The organism is Providencia rettgeri (genome assembly GCF_023205015.1).
Taxonomy (GTDB): domain Bacteria; phylum Pseudomonadota; class Gammaproteobacteria; order Enterobacterales; family Enterobacteriaceae; genus Providencia; species Providencia rettgeri_E.
This window is the reverse complement of record NZ_CP096258.1, coordinates 2,281,424-2,300,889: the sequence shown is the minus strand read 5'-3', so window position 1 is coordinate 2,300,889 and position 19,466 is coordinate 2,281,424. Positions and strand designations below refer to the sequence as shown.

Genomic DNA, 19,466 nt, shown 5'->3' with positions numbered 1-19,466 from the left:
GCCTATAGGGTTGACTTTAACGTTGATAAGCTAAAGTCACTTTTCTTGTTTCCGCTCGCTGACTCGCCCACACACTGAGCAAAATGACGACCATGCCAACGAATTGCAAGATACTCAGTTGTTGGTTGAGATAAAACCACCCTAGAACCACCGCACTGACGGGGCTTAAAAAACCAAGAGAAGCAACGGAACTTGGGCCTAATATGGCAAGTCCACGGAACCATAAGGCATAAGTTAATGCCCCACCAATAAGTGTTAGATACCCTAACCCAATTAAATTCAATGAACTCAATGTTGGTAACGCTGGCTCAAAGATAATGGCAAACGGTAATAATACTAGCCCACCCGCGGTTAATTGCCATGATGTAAAGGTTAATGCACTGACAGGTGGCTGCCACCGGCGACTCAATACGGTTCCTGCAGCCATTGATAATGCACCAGCTAACCCCGCAATAATGCCTAGCGGATCTAAAGTGGCATTCGGTGTTAAGAGTAATATCGCTACCCCGAAGACCCCTGCAATTGATGCCATAATGGATACCGATGATAAACGGTTATTTAACAACCAACGACTTAAAAATAAAACAATTAATGGCTGTACAGCACCAACCGTTGCAGCCACACCACCGGGTAAGCGATATGCAGCAATAAACAATAACCACCAAAATAACGAAAAATTTAAAACTCCCAATATCACCACACGTAACCACCAAATACCCTCGGGTAGCTTTCGTAGCACGAGTATCAATAGCAACCCTGCAGGTAAAGCGCGCAATACCGCCAATGTTAATGGTATCCCTGCGGGTAACATTTCTGTTGTCACTAAGTATGTGCTCCCCCACACGATCGGTGCTAATGCGGTCAGCCCTAAAACCGTTATACGATTCATATTTTTACTCTCTTAATTTATCTTGACGTCAAGATATGTGGATTTTACCTTGACGTCAAGATAAATAAGCGCCATTATTTGCCTATGGATAGAATAGATAAAATCACTCAACAGTGGGAAAGAGAACGCCCTGACCTCGATATTAGCCCAATGGGGTTAATTGGTCGGTTGGGTAACGTCGCGTTTCACTTAACTCGTGAAATGGAAAAGGTCTTCACACAATTTGGCCTTAACCGCTCAAGCTTTGATGTGCTTGCGACATTGCGCCGAGCAGGATCCCCTTATACGCTGAGCCCGGGGGAAATGCTATCGACGTTGATGGTCACATCGGGGACAATGACCAACCGAATAGACCAATTAGAAAAAGCGGGGTTAGTCAGCCGCCATGCCAACCCTGATGACGGCCGCGGTTTTTTGGTTTCACTAACAACCGAAGGCTTAACGCTAATCAACCAACTTATTGAAGCACATACACAAAACCAAGCCCGCCTCGTTGCTAAATTATCGCAAAAAGAACAACAAGCATTAGATCAGTTACTGCGGACATTCTTAGCGTCATTTGAGTCTAATGAGAAGTAACACACTGTTGATACATAATGAGGGAGTGATCTTACTCCCTCTTATGTTATTGATTAAATTGAAAAGGCAATGGCATTTGTAACCTTTCAAAACGGTCACATAAATAGACTAACTGTAATAGTACTTCGGGTTGTAAGTCACTGGAGGCAATCAATGGTTTGAATTGTTTAGCCAACCAAAGAGCCCCCAAATCCTCAAGCGTTTTAATGACATATGCAATTTCATTTTGTTGATTTTGGGATAAGCACTCTCTTCCTGTACACGCTTGCGTTTCTAATACTGAAAGTATTGGCCGAACAAGTTGGCTCGCCAACATTAATTCAGGCACAAAAACTTGGCTTTTTTGCTGCTTTTTCGCCATATATTCGATAATTTTATTAAAAAAGCCTGAACGTTGTTTCTTACGTGGTGTACTTTCAAAGTCTAAGTAGAACAGCTCAATACCCTGTTCCTTTTTTAACCATAGCGTCTTGGGCACCAACTGGATCGCCTCTTGCGAATAACTTACCTGCACCGTCACAGCACAAATTGGCCATTGCTGTTTCGTCATAAACCGCAACTCTTCAATTTTATGGTCATCACTCCCTTGCCAGTTTAACCGTAAAAATGCCCGATTTTGTTGTGCATCAGTCACCGTCCACAAGACACATTGTTCTGTTTCATCCCAATAGAGCGGCTCATAATTAGTAATATGCAATAAAACGGGAGAAAACCGATTGTCCTGTGTGAGTGTAGGTAACTCGTTAGCCACTAACTGCCAATCGGTATAACCGAATTCAGCTTTAATATTAAGGTAATCATCGGCTGTTAACCCTTTTTCTTTGCCGCTAACGGCGTAGCTTTCGCCACTAGCTGATAACTCACCCTCTTCAGATAACCTTGGTGAATGCAATCTAAAGGGGGTTTTCATCAAATGTTCTGCAGTATGTTTCCATAACGACAATGTTTGCCAAACATTTTGTCGATTAAATGTTGGGTCAAGGCTATTACTACGACCTTGCGTGCATTGAATGATTTTTTTATTTTGTCGATCCCAGAAACTCAATGTAGCCCCAATCGCACCACTCTCGGTTTTCCACCAGTTTGCATCAATAGGCAATAAATCAAATTCTGTCGGTTGCTCGCTATACTGCCGTCTTTGTAACCCTTTGAGCTCAATCAGCTGCTGTTCATTTGCCGCTGATAATTGGTACAAATAAGCTGATATTTCTGCAATTAACCGCAAAACTTGCCCTTCATCCATCGTAAAATGTTTATCAGCTAAGCGTTTAACTTGCTGGCTAAGGCGTTTCATATCCTTAGCTAAGCGAGGCAACCCTTCAGCACGCGCTGACATATTCAGTAATTGCAACTGGCTAGCACTACTTTGGCTAATATGCGACAGCCCTTGCCGTAACATATCCTGAATAAATTGTTCGATTGAATCCATCACCACTTTATCGTCTTGGCTAAGTCCCTGTTGCTGAACTTGACCTGCGGTGAGTTCTTCTGGCCAATGCCAATCTTGGCCATGCTGAAGCTTCAGTTTTGCAATAATCGCGAGGTGAATCGCCTTTTTTTGTTTTTCGGGGAGAGATGAAATCATGCCCTGCAAGCCACTATTACGCATATAAATAATGGGCTCATCATATTCTGGCAGACTTATTTTTAACTGGTTGGGTTGCGCGTCATAAACCAGTTCGTTGTCTTGCCATTGTGCGACAAATTTCAACGCTAAACGAAGTTCAAGCTTAGTGGCTTGTGTGATTAGGCTCTCTGGTTGCAGTGCCAATAATTCGCTTAGTACTGTGTCACTTTCACTGGCAATCGACTCTTCGGGATCACTTTCTTCGATTGTATTCGACTGCACCCACAAAACTGCTGCCAAAATGTGTTTACAACACCCTGTTGCAGGGCAATCACAAGTGGCCTTTTGGATCCCTTGCGCATCTAAAGAAACGCTCTGCCCATCACTCGTGAATGTTCCAGCACCTAAGTCCGTTGGAATAACCTTTTGGTTTTCAACATCTTTGCGGGCACGTCTCAGTAACCCCACATTCGCAAATACGGCTAATGCATCGTCGTCATACTGTAAATAACTGTTTTTCCAACTCATTGCATGACCTCTGCTAACCATTGGGCAAAATGTTCCGGGGTTAATGCAGCAACATGCATCCCTCTATCTGCGAGTTTTTGGGCAATTTCAGGATCATAAACAGGGAGTGCTTCATCATCTAGCGCTGCTAAACCTAATAATTTAACTTGTTGGCTATGCAAACGTTGTGTGCAATTGAGTAAATGATTCAGCGCGCCACCCTCTTCAAAATCACTGATTAAGCTAATCACCGTGCGTTTTGGATTACGTATCAAACTTTCACAATATTGCATCGCTTTAGCGATATCCGTTCCGCCACCCAATTGCACGGTCATTAACACTTCAACAGGGTCGTGTGCAAGGTGGCTTAAATCAACAACTTGAGTATCAAAAACGACCAAAGATACGCGTACAGTCGGTAATGCCGCTAAGATACTCGCGCACACGGCCGCATACATAATAGAACTCGCCATCGAGCCACTTTGGTCTACACACAGGATCACATCCCAGGGTAAATGTTGTTGCTGACGAGAGTTGAAATGAGGTGTCTTTATCACTAACCGTTGATTTTGCTTATCGTAATTTTTCAAATTAGCGGCAATCGTTCCTCGCCAATCAAAATTACGGCTATTTGGGATCAGTGAACGTTGAAAGCGGTTACGTCGCCCTGTTAGTGCTTGGCGAAATTGGTTACGCATTTGACTTAGAATATCATCCACAACTTTGCGGATGATATTTTTAACGGCATCACGGGTTTCTTCATTCATCTTCCCGCGCAGGCTTAACAACGCTTTTGCGAGGGACTTTGTTGGTTCCATGGCATTGAGCGCCTGTGGATCCTTTAACAAACTACTGATCTCATAGCGTTCTAAAGCCTGAGATTGCATCCGCTCAAAGGTACTATTAGGAAACAATTTACGGGCTTGGTTTAACCAATTAACTGCAGTTAATTGAGATGCATCTAAAGAACCATGGCGTCCTGCTTCTTGCTTTAAGCCTCGGCGTTGGTATTCTCGTCGATATAAAAAATCCAAAGAACGTTCTATTTTCAACTCTTCAGCACTGAAGGTGGCTTGGCCCAGTGCGTTATCGGCATATTGCCCGAGTATTAAACGCCAGCGCTTAGCCAGTAGAAGTTGTTCAGGGGTTAATGTGACATTTTTTTGACTCATTATTTACCTTCCTGAGCGCTAGAAAACCAATTTTGCAACCCTAATTCAATGAGCTGGCTTTGTAATTGTTGTTCGAGTTGAATAGCTTGCATCATTTGTTGCTCATTAAATTCGGTTTGGTGCAATGTGAGTTCTTTGGCCTCAATCGCTAAGTCTTGTGCCACATATTCTGCCATTTGTGCATTTTGTTTAGGTGTTAATTGGCTAAATGCAAACCGTAAATCGGGCAACACTTGAATAAAACGCCCCTCATCCCATCCATTAAGCAGCTGATTTAACATATCAATAAGTAATGGTATCCGTAGAACCAACTCTGGCGCCGTTCGCATAACACCAATAAAATAGCCAATAGCCATTTCAGGATCACTACCCGTACTGAACGCACGTTTAATTTCTTCTGTCAGGACGGATTCATCTATTTTTGCCCCGAGATAGCGCAATGCATCCACCGCGCCTTTTAAAAGCGGCGTATGATTTAATTGACCTTCACAACGGTCTAATTCCTGATAAAAATCATTGGTATAATCATGATTTTTATTGATTTCAGGCATGAAAGTGATTAATTCACGGCAAGAGAGCAAAGCTGAAAAATGGGGTTCTTGCTGCTGTTCATCCCCCTGCGTAATTTGTGCAAAGCAATAAAATGCTTGTTGCAACAGAGCATCTAAACGTGCTTCGATAGCAAAACCATCGCCAATATCAAAGAATTGGCGACCCCGCCACAGATGAACAAGTTTATGACCACACGCGATCAATGACGCAAACTTTGTATCCTGTTGAATATAACCATCTAACAAGGAAAATAATGCCGGCATCCGTTGATGCAAGCCAATCAATGCAGCTTGCATGAGTAACCCGACCGCACTTTGGCTTGAACGGCTAACACCTTGTTGCTCTAAATTTTTTTCCATTTCAAACAAACGATTTAGCGCTATCGCTTTGAGTTGCGTCCCTTTTTCTGATAAGGCAATCAATTCCCCTTCAACATTGGGCGTCCACGCGTATTGCCACTCTTCAAACAATAAATCCATTTGGTTGCCCGACAAAAAATTTGGCCCAGACAGATGTTTCGCAAAATGGATATCGAGAAATGCTAATAAATGCAGGAATCGGCTACGCGCACGATGTTGTTGATTACGATAGACATCTAAGCGACTCACCTTACTTAAGGTATCATCAAGTTTGAAACGAAAACTTTTTGCGATTTCATAAGTTTCAGTGACCAGCGGAGGCGTTGCTGTCCCTTTGGGGATTTTCCCGAGCAAAAAACCCGAAAAACAGGTTTTTATTTCCTGCCAAAGCTCGATTTGGCTCTCATCTAAGCTACCTTTGATAAAAACACTTTGTAACCCATCTAACAGATCATAGCGCCCAGGACCTGCATGCCCACGAAAGGCAGCAAGGCGAATGCTTTGCTCTGCGGCCAGTTTAACCGATAGAAAGCCAGGAGCGGCTTCAAATTGTTTTTCACGTAAGACATGCGCAACTTTAGACAGATAGGCAACACCTAAACGATTTCGATAAGCTTGCGTAGGTTGATTGTCGCCTGCCATCTGGGCTTGGCGTTGCTCTAATAATGATAACCACGATTGCTGGTAAAATGCGGGGGAAGGCATCCCTGATGCATAGCCATTCAATGCATCGAGTTTGTCATAGCTATAGCGAATAAACCAAGCCTTGTCTTGTTCGCCCAGTTTTTGCTGTTGGATAAACGCTTTTTGTTGTGCCGCAGAAAGCTTAAACTGCTGTTTGCGCGCCTCTTCCAACCCTTCAAGTAACGCAAGGGTATGAAAGCCCCCCGTTACCACCACAATTTTAGCTTCTGGATATTGAGATTTGATGGTTTGGATATGCGATTGCATATATTGCTCACGTTGGATGGAACCTTCTGACTCAAGAACTTGGGGTTCATAATCAAGTCGTGCCAATGCACACCAAATGAAGCTATCCATAAAAAAAGCGGGCCAATCCGCAAGCTGTTCAATCGCTCGTAATTCAAAAGTCTGTTCCCATAATTCATCATGGTCACGGCAACCACTTTTTTTCGCAAGCTGACTAATAAACAAGCTATGTGCTAAGTAGCGCTCTTTCTGTAAGCTTTGAGATTGCAGATCATTGGCTTCGTCTTCATTGACTTGTGCTGTCCAAGGTAAATCAATAAAACGTAATTGGGCTTGGTATTGCTGGCCGATGTGCAAAGCTTGCCATTCGGGGGAATAGTCACAAAAAGGAAAATAGGCAGAGCGAGTGACAGCGTCACTTTTGTCGTCCTCTTGTGCGCGTTTTAACTCTGTTTGCGCCATAATCGCGACAGGTGGCTCGGCATCATGATGTAGCAAACTTGTCAGTAGCCCATTAAAACTATCAGGCCCTTCAATTAAAACGTAGTCGGGTTTTATGTGCTCAATCAAAGAGAGTGTGCTGTATGCACACGCAGGACTATGATGGCGAATTGGCGCGAAATAAATACCCACTGACTCAAGTTGTCGCCTATCTTGTAATGCTTTTTCAATGCGTTCTGGTAAAGGTATCGATAGCAAGCTCACCGCTGTTTCCCTAGGGGTTATTCGCCTTAAATGGCCTTTGCTGATTTAATTTTCATCAAGATGAATTCGCAGAGCCTTCGCGGCTCTGCTATTGCAATAAAAAATTTATTGCCAAAACGCCCTTGATGCATCAAAAAAGGCTTTCCACTCTTGGCTGTGTTTTGCCCTTTCTCTCGCGACATTATCAATGTAATAGCGCATCCGTTTGATATCATCTGCATTATCTTTTAACACCACACCAATAAGCTGGCGTGCAACTGCGCCTGCGTTTAAAGTGCCATCGCCTAAGTAATGGGCTTCAAGCGCACATGCGTAAGCAATATTCACGGCTTCAGCTGTCGACATCACCGCATCTGGGGTTTTAATATTGCCCCCATCTTTGGTACTTCCTGAACGCAGTTCTTGAAAGGTGGTCACTAACAGTTCAATAACGTTGTTAGGGATTGTCACTTGGCCGTTGAGGTCGGCTAACTCTGTGGTTAATTGCTTATTAATCAGCTCAATTTCAAAGGCGGGATCTTGGATTGGCCGTACTGTTTCAAAATTAAAGCGACGTTTTAACGCTGATGACATTTCATGAACACCACGATCACGTAAGTTTGCTGTACCAATCAAATTAAAACCTTGCTTCGCGCTGATCCGTGCATTGTCTTTCATTTCCGGGATCATCATTTGTTTTTCTGACATTAAACTGACCAGCACATCTTGAATTTCAGGTGGGCAGCGGGTTATCTCTTCAAAACGAACAATTTTACCTTCTTGCATGCCTTGGTATAACGGTGAACTCACCAGTGCCTTTTCTGTCGGGCCTTCTGCCAGTAACAAAGCATAGTTCCATGAATATTTAATATGATCTTCAGTTGTACCCGCTGTTCCTTGGATGGTTAGGCCTGAGTCACCACTAATTGCAGCAGCTAATAACTCCGATAACATGGATTTTGCTGTTCCGGGTTCCCCCACTAACATTAACCCTTGTTTGCCTAATAACGTCACAATTGCACGGTCAACTAAAGCATCATCACCGAAAAATTTCGCAGAAATATTGAGTGTTCCATCACCTAAGATAAATTGCCTAACCGCACGAGGGGATCGCAACCACCCTTGCGGTTTTGGGTTCTGTTTATCCGCTTCGGTTAAACGGGCCAATTCGTCGGCAAAACGAATTTCTGCGCTTTCACGCAGAACATTCCCTTCTGTTTTTTTATTGTCAGTCATTCTAAAATCCTACGTTAATCCCGCTTACCAAGGTGTTTTCTTTTCCCACTCAGGATCAAAACCTGCACACGCATCCGCAACTTTTAAATAATCCGCATAGCTTTCAGCTAACAAAATAGGTGGGATATCTTTTAACTCGATATAGCTGCGGTTCCATGAGCTTTGTTGTGATTTTTCAAAGCTTAATGAATATAAGACAGCTGGGATATTTTCTTCAGGTACATAACTGCCACTAAATTCGATATAGACATAAAACCCTAAGCTGGTGAAATGTTTTGCGTAATGGGTGAAACTCCCACCGTCTTCCGCCTGCCCGCGTTGGTAACCCATTTTCGTCAAGACGCCACGCAAGGTGTAGGTGTCGGTTAACCACCCTTTGCGGTCTTCAATTTCGGTTAATTTCAGATCTAAATCAGGGATTTTATGCTCCATTTGTGAAAATAAAAATTTCACTTTGTAATCTTTAAAGTGTGCTATCCACGCTTTACGTTCATCTTCACTGACCAATGCCGCATGGGCTAATTTGATATAAGAATCAGAGGATAACGTCACTTCATCATCATCCAAATTTAATAAACTGCCATCGTCCGATGGACGAAATACATTCAGGGTATTGTTGTCTTTGGTTTCTATCCAGACTAATTTTTCAATAAGACCACGCATCACCGGGTGTGCTTGAATATATTCCTGCCAATCTGCGGTTGTCCAAAGGCGCTCTGCACACATCGCTTCATACAAACGTGCGGTTTGTAGTTCAATCACTTGTTTGAGCTCTTTTTTACTCGCAGTGAATAACTTTTTAGATTCTTTAGCCAGCTCTTCATTGTCTGTTTTGCGTGCAGCAGGTAATGCTTTGATTTCTTTACCTTCTGGATTAAACAAAACTAATTTTTGCTGTGCATCCAGTTTCGCCGTGAACGTGCGGTCACCGTATTCAAGTGACAAAATACCGGTTTCATCCATTCCCGCTGTTGGTATTGTTCTATCCGCAAGTTCATCGGCGCTCCAACCATTACGCTCGGCAATCTGAGCAACCAGGTTACGCGCTTTTTCTTGAACTGATGCGGTACGATAACGGCGAGAAAGCGACAATAATAATTGAATGATAAGCGGGTCATTGCTTGTCGCCACCGCATCAATCATGGCTTCAATTTGTGCACGCCGTTGGTAGTGATCACGCATATAATTACGCAGTGTAGTCACGGCAAGGTGCCCTTCAATACCACAAATCAGTGCTAACATTCCTTTATCACTAATAGCGGAACCTAAATAACGGCGCAGAACTTCATTTTTTATCTCATTAAACGTCTGCTCTAATGTATAGTTTTCATATTGGCTATAATATTCAGGCCAACGTTTCACCCAATCTTGATAATTCGCTAAGCGTGCTGGCGCATCGCGTTCGGCTTCCGCCATTGCCGCTTCTAATGATGGCCCAGCAATGTCCTGACCGATAAAACTATTTAAAATAAAACTGCCGAGTTTCTTTTGGCTCTCCACCGTAAGCAAACCAATATAACGTTGTAGCAGCCCATTACCTGCTGGCATTTTTAATTTAACCGCCAAGATCACCCACCAGCGAATAATATCAGCTTCGACGGGTTTATTATTTTGCCACGTCAATGCGGGCAACGTATCTAAGTTAAACCACGCCATACTGGCAGGGGCTTTCGCTTTTAGCCCTTTTTGCGCTTTCGGCACGTTGTTTTTAGCTGTATAGGTTTGTACATGAATAGATTTAGGAAAACAAACGACTTGGCAGCTCATACAACCCGTACAACGTTTTTCATCTATCAAAAATTGGTTATTTTCAATTTCTATCGCATGCTCATCACACATTTTTGCACAAGCACCACAGAGAATGCACTTTTCCGTGTCTAACTCGACTTTAAACCAACTATCTTCTGGATAAAATTGCTTTCTCGCATTTAGCCCAGTTTTCACCTGCCCTTTGTCCAAAGGTTTCGAATCCAATTTTTGACGAAATAGCATCATACGGCGACCACTATCGACTTGTTCCGGCTGAACAATACGTAATTGCCAAATAGGTTCTTGTAACGCTTTGAGCTTTAAATTTAATGCTGCAATCGCTGGCAACCATTTATCAACCCAGGGTTCAGCAATTTGCATGCCACGGATCCCATATTGCCGATGCCAAACAATCAATTCATCCTCATTCGCAATAGGCTCATCATGGTTTACTATCAGATACTCCCCTTGATAACTACGTTCATGGGGGCTGATATTTTCAATAGCATCTACAGGGCACGCAAACAAACAATTACCACATTGAAAACATAATTCATTATTAATTTCTGCATTCATATGGCTAAACGATACCGCACCGACGGGACAGCTGGTGGCACAATTATCACAAATACTATTTTTCAGGCGTTTTCTTACGCACTGGCCATTAATTATAGGTTCAGGAGGCAACTCTAAACTAATAAAACGTCTCATTGCTATATCCCCTCCCGTTACAACAAAAAATAAAATATTTTAAATAACTTGCTACATTTAATCGTTAAATTCTAGCATTAATTTTAAAACTATTTTAGTACAACACGTTGTAGATAAAGATGATTTGGGCTAAATAATGATTTAAAAACCACAAAACTTCCTGTATTTTTACGTTTTGTGGTTTTCCTCGTCTCGCTAACTAGCTTTTTTCATGTAATTATCCACAAGGTTAACAGGGGCCCAATCCACCTGTAAATGTTCAATATCCTGCATACCAATGCCGCTTTCTTCATCTTGTAAACGCAGCGTAGCTAGGGACTCGACTAAATTGTCCAATTTTTGTTGAGTGGAATGCGTATTTTGCCCCTCTAAAGACTGCACATGAACAACCGTAGGCGCTATCGTGTTCGGATACTGAAATATTTTCACGCTACGTCCCTGCTCTGAAGTATAAATATATCGAGTTGCATTACTTCGGTGATCTGGGTCTTCTCGAGTAACGTCCTCATTGAAATTAATGAGGTAAATCGTGTTTTCACCGCCAAGGCTGTACAGCGAATTCCAACCGGAAATTTCACCATTGATAATAAAGCTATTTTTCCCACTGGCATCTGTTAACAACCCATTTGAACCATTGGAGATGAAGACATCATTCCCTTCACCACCATATAAATTGGTATCACTTGTTGACGCATAAAGAACATTATTCCCTTCGATACCATCGGGTATTGAAATAGCGCCTGTGGCCGCTTGCCCTTTAAATACCCGCCCAACGCCACTTCTATCCCAAATTTTTTGCTCGGCGCCACTTGTCCGAATAAACAAGCGCCTAAATGGCATGTTTTCACTAATATGTATATTTTCTGCCTCTGTATCAATAATGGATGAAAAACTTAAATCGTTAGAAAAATGTTTAAACTCATCCATAGGGTGCCAAACCTGCTCAGGCGATAATTCTTTTTTATATTGCTGTTGTTCAGCAAGATAGCGAATTAAATGTGCCATACCATCATTATGAATATGGATTGGCATATGGGAAGGTAATCGTTCGTGGTGATAAACGTGATTATTGTTGTTTTTATTATTTGGAGGAATTTTTACTTTGACTGTCCGCAAATTAGATTCCGAGGTATAAAGATGGTAAGTCTCTTCTCGTTGTTCTATGACCTGATACTCGGTTTTAAAGTTAACTAAATGAATACGATTAAGTCCAATTTGGTCTACTATCTCGGTATTACCGACGCCTTTGCTTCCATCGATCAAATAATGATCTCCACCACCTTGTCCATCAAGTTTGTCATTACCTAAATCAGATAAAATTAAATCACTCTTCTCACCACCGTAAATATAATCATCACCGTTCCCCCCATACAAAACATTCGCCCCTCCATTGGCAATCACAATATCATTACCCTCTCCTGAATTGATGATATTTCCTGTCATGCTATTATCTTCAATGAGGTCATCACCATTGTTTGTATCTAAAATAGGATAGCGGGAATTATATCCCTTAGGGATTTTTATATAATCATCCCTTTCCGTGGGTAACTCCAAACATTCAACGACCTCTACATCATGAAACTCTTGCCCCACTATTATTTTAAATAGATTTCCATGACCATCTTTAATGTAAATTTTTTCACTCATTGGAAATGATAAATTAATAAGGTTAATTTCAAGTTTTTCATTACTAAACTTATCACACAAAAATATTGATGTTCCCAACGTTTTAATATTAAAACCGTTCTCAAAAGGTAACAGAATTAGCATATCAAAATTATCTTTCATTTCGGATTTCATATTTATAAAATCAAACGTTATTTTACCTTGAAAAATCTGTTCTGGGCTAACCTGATAAATATCTCTCCCTTTAGTAACCATAATGTGACTATTTCTACTTACCATTAAAAGGTGGTCATCACTACTGCTACCCTTATATTCTAGATGGCTTGCTAGCCCATGAAATTTGAAATCCCCCCATCGTGGTTGATGGTATATTCTATTATCAACTGTAATTGTTTTTTCATTCTCATCAATGCTCATTGTAGAACCAACGCCCTTTTGATAAGTAATATTGAAAATATTTTCACTGATAATGTGTAAAGCGCTTGAATCTAAGTCATTTAATTTGGTATTTAATACAAACCCATCCCGTGTATGCAATTGATATCGATGAACAATTTCCCTACCATGACGATGGCGTCTATACATATTTTTTAAAGTAACATTCAATATTAATTTTTTAGTTTCTGACTCTGCTAAGTTCATTTCAACCGTTAAGATGAGATCATTACCAGAAATATTCGCCCCTTTGATTTCATTCAATGTATACCCTAAATTTACTCGGCTTTGACTTTGGGTGTTTTCAATAATGACAGCAGATAACTCTAATAGGTTATTATTTAATTGTTCTTGCTCATTGTACCAATCAACACGACGTAGAAAATAACTATCATCCCCTTCACCACCATTAACTATGCCAGATTCAAATATTAGCTGGTCATCTCCCTCCATACCTTGAATAAAGGCAACCGCTGCTCCAGCATCCAATGTATTAGAACCTTTATTCCCTAATAGTTCCGCTTTTGTCGTTCTATCTCCAATTAGCATCACATCATGTACATTACGTAGATGGACTCGCCTAACACTCTGATTTATTAACGCAACCTCTGATACCTTATTGTTCAAATTGATCTCAACTTTAGATTTAGATGGAATATCTTTAATGATTATGCCATTACTGCCGCCGTTACCATCAAAATAAACGTCGTTATCTTCTTGAACATCATATTTAAATAATAAGGATAAGTTTGTAATGTCATCCTTTTCTCCTCCGACTAAAAATTTACACCCTGTATTGATATTAAACAAATTCCGTGAATCTTTTTTACCAACGATAATATCTGTCCCATTTCCCGGGTTAAAACTGATGTTTTTTTGCTTTGATTCTTTTTCATATCGAAAACCAATATTTTGCATGCCTTCATAAATAACCCTAGGGTTCTTACTTAATAATTCCCTAGCGATATCAATAGGCTGGTTTAAAAACTCATTACCTAATCTATTAACTGCGATATTGCTATTAATATCTGGGTGAGTAATATTGGTGTAATTGTTCCTGGCTTGGAATAACCGTAACTCTGATGCTGATAAAGAGCTTAATTGTGTCGCAACTGACTGCCTTTTTTTTAGGCGATAAGACGTATCCAAGTTATTTTCATGTAAAAAGTCTTTTAATAATGAACTATCATATTCAGGATTAAGGACAATAATATCATTGGCAACCTCCTCACCAATGTCTTTATAAGCGATAGGTGCCGTTTTATTCACAAGTCTAAAACGATAATTAAAATTCAGTTCATTAATGCTTTGAGGTTGTGTGTTTTTTACCCAGAGATTATATTGAGAGTCAAAATGATAATTTTCTCGAATAAAATTGATTTGCTCGATAGTATAGTAAGGCCCGATTTCATCACTATCAATATGATGAAGGAATACACTGTTATCCGAATCAGAAAATGCTGTGCTATTAATTACTTTTGAATTATCCCTATAATAAATATAATATTTTGCGTGTTCCACAAGGATCGGTTTTCCAACTAATTGTAAGTGTTCATCAAACCCCTGATATAAAAATGATGACTTGAAAGTATCTAAATCTTGTTGCCAATTTATATTTTGAAAGTAAGTTAAATGCTGTTTATAACTAAACCGATTTAATATGTTGTCTGAAGGGGAAAAACCCAGTGCGGCACGAATACCTTCTCTGGCTTTTTCATCCCAGTCTAGAGACTCACCGAGTTCCTCTTCAATTTTTTCTACTGCACGAATACCTGTATATACCATCCCTCCAATTAATAAGGACCCCGCAACAATTAAGCCAACAACGGGGATTGGGGTTGTGTGCCCATTTCATCGAAAAGTCCAAAGTTTGCTCCTAGCCCTGTAATATCAAGGGCTACAGATAGTGTGTTATACGACAGTATTAACACTTGATACTATTACATTGAAAAATTAAAGGTTCTAATTTCCTCAGTAAGGAATTATCAATAAATAAAGATAGCGTTCGTTTAGATAATTCATAGGCCAATATATATGTTTTGACGAATGTATTTCCTTGGTATATCTTACACACATTAAATATAGGAGAAAGTATGGAACCACTACTGCTGTTTAAAATTTTAGCCGACCAAACCAGACTGGATATCGTGCTACTGCTAAAAGCATCTGGTGAACTGTGTGTTTGCGACATCTATACGGCCTTGAATTTATCGCAACCAAAGACTTCTCGACATCTAGCAATGCTTAGAGAGTCGGGTCTTTTGCTCGATTCAAAACATGGTAAATGGGTTCATTATCGATTATCTCCAGCATTACTACCGTGGGTGAAAAGTATCATTGATGTCACCTATGCCACAGAGAAAAATAGAGTTGCAGATTTACTCAAAAGCTTAGAGACAAAAGAACCTGCGAGTAGCTGTTCTATATAAAAATTTTTAAGTTAACATATTCGAAAAAACATATATAAGGTTGAGATATGAAAAAATTAGAAGTATTTGATCCCGCATTATGCTGTAGCACTGGTGTTTGCGGAACCGAAGTCGATCAAGCATTGGTAGACTTCGCAACAGATGTGGATTGGTTAAAAAAACAAGGGGCAAGTATAAGGCGTTTTAATTTAGCGCAAGAGCCTATGGCGTTTGTTAACAACACAAAAGCAAAAACATTTTTGGAAACCGCAGGTGCCGAGTCACTTCCACTATTGATTCTTGACGGTGAGATTGTGCTGACCGGTCGATACCCAAAACGACATGAGATAGCCAGATGGTTTGGTATTCGACCGAATATTGAAAAAGCTGAAATTGTTAAATCGTGTTGTGGTAATGGTAAAACGTGTTGTTAACAGGAGCAATAAAATGAAATTTTTAAATAACACACCTAATTATTTATTTTTTACTGGAAAAGGTGGTGTGGGTAAAACCTCTATTTCCTGTGCGACCGCAATTAAGTTGGCTGAAAAAGGGAAAAAAGTTTTACTGGTGAGCACTGATCCAGCTTCTAACGTTGGGCAAGTATTCTCTCAATCGATAGGCAACAATATTAAGCCAATAACATTGGTTCCAAATCTATTTGCTATTGAAATAGATCCTCAAGCCGCAGCCGAAGAATATCGAAACAAAATTATTAATCCAATCAAAGAAAGTTTACCTGAAGCGGTAATTCAAAGTATTACGGAACAGCTATCAGGTGCCTGTACCACAGAGATTGCCGCTTTCGATGAATTTACCGGGTTGTTAACCAATACCGAAATTACAGAGCAATTTGACCATATCATTTTTGATACCGCACCAACGGGGCATACCATCCGTTTATTACAACTCCCGAGTGCATGGAGTGATTTTATTAGTGACAATCCTGATGGCGCGTCATGTTTAGGGCCAATGTCTGGTCTTGATAAACAACGTGAGCAGTACAGCATGGCGGTGGAAGCGTTGAGTGATAAATCACTAACAAGGCTAGTCTTGGTTGCACGAGCTCAGTCTGCTGCATTGAGGGAAGTCGCGAGAACCTATAGCGAGTTGTCATCTCTGGGTATCAAAAATCAGCAATTGATTGTCAATGGTGTTTTCCCTGAAACGGCGATGACTGAAAATGATAAGTTATCCCATGCGCTCTACTCTCGTGAACAAGCGGCATTAGCGTCTATGCCTGAAGCATTACGTTCGTTACCTATCGATATTCTTTATTTACAAAATATCAATATGGTTGGAGTTGATGCACTGAAACAGTTGTTATCTAATGATATGCTACAAGTTCCAACTATTACCCCGACAAAACAACCTATTTCTTTACCTACCTTGTCAGAACTGGTTGGCGAAATATCTCAGCAACAGCACGGGCTGATTATGTTAATGGGCAAAGGTGGTGTAGGGAAAACAACGATTGCGGCATCAATCGCGGTTAAATTGGCAGAAAAAGGGCTTGATGTACATCTGACGACATCTGATCCAGCCGCGCATATTGAATCAACCCTCGATGGTGTTTTACCCAATCTTCAATTTAGCCGAATTGACCCTATCGCTGAAACTGAACGTTATCGTCATTATGTATTAGAAACCAAAGGGAAAGATTTAGATACACAAGGCCGAGCATTACTTGAAGAAGATTTACGCTCTCCATGCACAGAAGAAATTGCGGTGTTTCAAGCCTTTTCTCGCATCATTAGAGACGCGGGTAAACGTTTTGTCGTCATGGATACTGCACCGACTGGGCATACATTATTACTTCTGGATGCAACAGGGGCATACCATAAAGAAATTGCTAAAAAAATGGGCGAAAAAGGCCACTATTTAACGCCGATGATGCAATTACAAGATCCTGAACGCACCAAAGTTATTATTACGACACTCGCTGAAACTACGCCTGTGCTTGAGGCGGAGAACTTACAAAATGATTTAATACGGGCAGATATACATCCGTGGGCGTGGGTAATTAATAATAGCCTATCTATTACGGAAACAACCTCACCATTGTTACTTTCAAGAGCAGAACAGGAAGTCGCTCAAATTGAAAAGGTGACATCAACATTGGCAAAACGTGTTGCACTTGTTCCTTTGCTTGAAACAGAGCCTGTGGGGATATCAGCATTAAGTCAGATCGCAGAATAAGTTTCATTTTCTAAAAATAAAAGGTGCACAAAAGCACCTTTTAAACGAGGTTGTTATGTTTATTGCCGCATTAATTTTTGTTCTAACAATTACGTTTGTTATATGGCAACCCAAAGGATTGGGGATTGGTTGGAGTGCATCGGCAGGAGCGGTATTAGCACTGATCTTTGGTGTGATCAGTTTTCAAGACATTCCGATAGTTTGGAACATTGTTTGGAATGCCACGGCGACATTTGTTGCCGTGATTATTATTAGCCTACTTTTAGATGAAAGTGGCTTCTTTGAATGGGCTGCATTACATGTTGCCAAGTGGGGTGGGGGTAAAGGAAGATTACTATTCAGTTATATCGTGCTACTGGGTGCAACGGTTGCGGCCTTATTTGCCAATGATGGCGCAGCATTGATATTAACGCCCATTGTGATTGCGATGTTATTGGCACTTGGTTTTAACAAAGGTACGACATTAGCATTTGTCATGGCTGCCGGGTTTATTGCAGATACGGCGAGCTTGCCGCTGATTGTTTCGAACCTCGTGAATATCGTTTCTGCGGACTTCTTTAATATTGGATTTACTGAATATGCATTGATTATGGTGCCAGTGGATATTGCAGCAATTATTGCAACATTAGCGATGCTGCATTGGTTTTTCCGCAAAGATATCCCTAAACAATATGATGTTACCAAACTGAGTGAACCGACTTTAGCCATTAAGGACATGACAACGTTTAAAGCAGGTTGGCTGGTATTGGTACTGCTACTTATTGGTTTCTTTTTCTTAGAACCATTAGGTCTTCCAGTGAGTGCAATTGCGGCTATTGGCGCCTTAATTCTTTGGGGGATTGCAACCAGAGGCCATACGATTAACACCAAAAAAGTATTACGTGGCGCACCGTGGCAAATCGTCATTTTCTCTTTAGGTATGTACTTGGTTGTTTATGGTTTAAGAAATGCAGGGTTAACCGATTATCTTTCTGAAACGCTCAATTATCTTGCAGACAAAGGGTTATGGGTAGCAACAATTGGTACGGGATTTATAACTGCATTTTTATCCTCAATAATGAATAATATGCCAACGGTATTAATTGGTGCTTTATCCATTGAAGGGAGTGAAGCGTCAGGGCTAATTCAACAAGCAATGGTTTATGCCAATGTGATTGGTGCCGATTTGGGGCCTAAAATCACACCGATAGGGAGTTTGGCGACATTGTTGTGGTTACATGTTTTATCACAAAAGAACATGACGATTACGTGGGGATATTATTTTAAAACGGGAATTATCATGACGATCCCTGTACTCACCGTCACACTTATCGCTTTAGTACTTCGACTCTCACTGTTAAATTAAGGGTGATCCCATGAATGAAATTACAATTTATCACAACCCGAATTGCGGTACATCACGTAATACCCTTGCCATGATCCGCAATAGTGGCGTTGAGCCGACGATCATTTATTATTTAGAAACGCCTCCAACTAAAGATGTGTTAGTGCAACTTATTGCCGATATGAAAATCACGGTAAGAGCGTTACTACGAAAAAATGTTGAACCGTATGAACAATTAGCTTTAGAAAATGATATTTATACCGATGAGCAACTCATTGATTTTATGTTGCAGTATCCAATACTGATTAATAGACCGATTGTTGTTACACCAGTAGGAACTAAGCTTTGCCGACCTTCAGAAGTCGTTTTGGATATATTACCTCATCCGCAACAACGTGAATTTATCAAAGAAGATGGCGAGGTTATTGTTGATAAACAAGGCATCAGAGTAAAGTAAATCACTGACGATATTTATCATGATGAGTGTACCGATGCAGGGCATCAGTACGCTCATGTTAATCCGGTACTTGCTTAAGGTC

The 19,466-nt window shown here is 40.7% G+C and carries 12 protein-coding genes and 2 pseudogenes; 6 read left to right on the top strand and 8 right to left on the bottom strand.

All coding sequences use genetic code 11. From position 1 onward, the window contains the following. Positions 1-16 precede the first annotated feature (16 nt). On the bottom strand, positions 17-889 hold the full coding sequence (locus tag M0M83_RS10545; protein ID WP_248466551.1) for an EamA family transporter: 873 nt from the start codon (positions 887-889) through the stop codon (positions 17-19). Positions 890-973: 84 nt separating this feature from the next. Between M0M83_RS10545 and M0M83_RS10540 the strand changes: the two genes are divergently transcribed. Continuing rightward, positions 974-1,468 carry a MarR family winged helix-turn-helix transcriptional regulator gene (locus M0M83_RS10540; RefSeq protein ID WP_213912717.1) on the top strand — a complete coding sequence of 165 codons (495 nt, stop codon included), beginning with the start codon at positions 974-976 and terminating at the stop codon, positions 1,466-1,468. Between the two features lie 46 nt (positions 1,469-1,514). On the opposite strand, the gene M0M83_RS10535 is transcribed toward M0M83_RS10540, so the two are convergent. From M0M83_RS10535 to M0M83_RS10510, 7 genes and pseudogenes are all read right to left on the bottom strand, one after another. Further along, the gene (locus M0M83_RS10535) at positions 1,515-3,563 is read right to left on the bottom strand and encodes an SWIM zinc finger family protein (protein WP_248466550.1); all 2,049 of its coding nucleotides are present in this window, start codon (positions 3,561-3,563) and stop codon (positions 1,515-1,517) included. Beyond that, on the bottom strand, positions 3,560-4,714 hold the full coding sequence (locus tag M0M83_RS10530) for a VWA domain-containing protein (protein ID WP_248466549.1): 1,155 nt from the start codon (positions 4,712-4,714) through the stop codon (positions 3,560-3,562). The genes M0M83_RS10535 and M0M83_RS10530 overlap by 4 nt, the downstream gene beginning before the upstream one ends. After that, positions 4,714-7,260: a DUF5682 family protein gene (locus tag M0M83_RS10525; RefSeq protein ID WP_248466548.1), complete on the bottom strand. Its 2,547-nt coding sequence runs from the start codon at positions 7,258-7,260 to the stop codon at positions 4,714-4,716. Before M0M83_RS10525 ends, M0M83_RS10530 begins: the two co-directional genes overlap by 1 nt. Positions 7,261-7,365: 105 nt before the next feature. Then, on the bottom strand, positions 7,366-8,475 hold the full coding sequence (locus M0M83_RS10520; protein ID WP_248466547.1) for an ATP-binding protein: 1,110 nt from the start codon (positions 8,473-8,475) through the stop codon (positions 7,366-7,368). Between the two features lie 24 nt (positions 8,476-8,499). Continuing rightward, a pseudogene (locus M0M83_RS10515) lies at positions 8,500-10,167 on the bottom strand (DUF4132 domain-containing protein); the annotation flags it as partial. A gap of 2 nt (positions 10,168-10,169) precedes the next feature. Continuing rightward, positions 10,170-10,935: pseudogene (locus tag M0M83_RS21800) on the bottom strand (4Fe-4S binding protein); the annotation flags it as partial. A 195-nt stretch (positions 10,936-11,130) separates the two neighbouring features. Continuing rightward, on the bottom strand, positions 11,131-14,781 hold the full coding sequence (locus tag M0M83_RS10510) for a calcium-binding protein (protein ID WP_248466545.1): 3,651 nt from the start codon (positions 14,779-14,781) through the stop codon (positions 11,131-11,133). 308 nt (positions 14,782-15,089) lie between these two features. Here M0M83_RS10510 and M0M83_RS10505 point away from each other — a divergent pair, with 308 nt between their 5' ends. Genes M0M83_RS10505 through arsC form a run of 5 tightly spaced genes read left to right on the top strand, consistent with a single transcriptional unit; the run spans position 15,090 to position 19,384 of the window. Next, positions 15,090-15,425, top strand: coding sequence for a metalloregulator ArsR/SmtB family transcription factor (locus tag M0M83_RS10505; RefSeq protein ID WP_042847035.1), 336 nt, complete (start codon positions 15,090-15,092; stop codon positions 15,423-15,425). A gap of 47 nt (positions 15,426-15,472) precedes the next feature. Then, positions 15,473-15,838 (top strand): arsenite efflux transporter metallochaperone ArsD, encoded by a 366-nt coding sequence (gene arsD, locus M0M83_RS10500; protein ID WP_096865004.1) that lies wholly within the window; start codon positions 15,473-15,475, stop codon positions 15,836-15,838. A 13-nt stretch (positions 15,839-15,851) separates the two neighbouring features. Next, positions 15,852-17,603 carry an arsenical pump-driving ATPase gene (gene arsA, locus M0M83_RS10495; protein WP_096865003.1) on the top strand — a complete coding sequence of 584 codons (1,752 nt, stop codon included), beginning with the start codon at positions 15,852-15,854 and terminating at the stop codon, positions 17,601-17,603. A 55-nt stretch (positions 17,604-17,658) separates the two neighbouring features. Next, the gene (locus M0M83_RS10490) at positions 17,659-18,948 is read left to right on the top strand and encodes an arsenic transporter (RefSeq protein WP_223674023.1); all 1,290 of its coding nucleotides are present in this window, start codon (positions 17,659-17,661) and stop codon (positions 18,946-18,948) included. A 10-nt stretch (positions 18,949-18,958) separates the two neighbouring features. Next, positions 18,959-19,384, top strand: a complete 426-nt coding sequence (gene arsC, locus M0M83_RS10485; protein ID WP_166268401.1) for a glutaredoxin-dependent arsenate reductase — start codon at positions 18,959-18,961, stop codon at positions 19,382-19,384. Positions 19,385-19,466 lie beyond the last annotated feature (82 nt).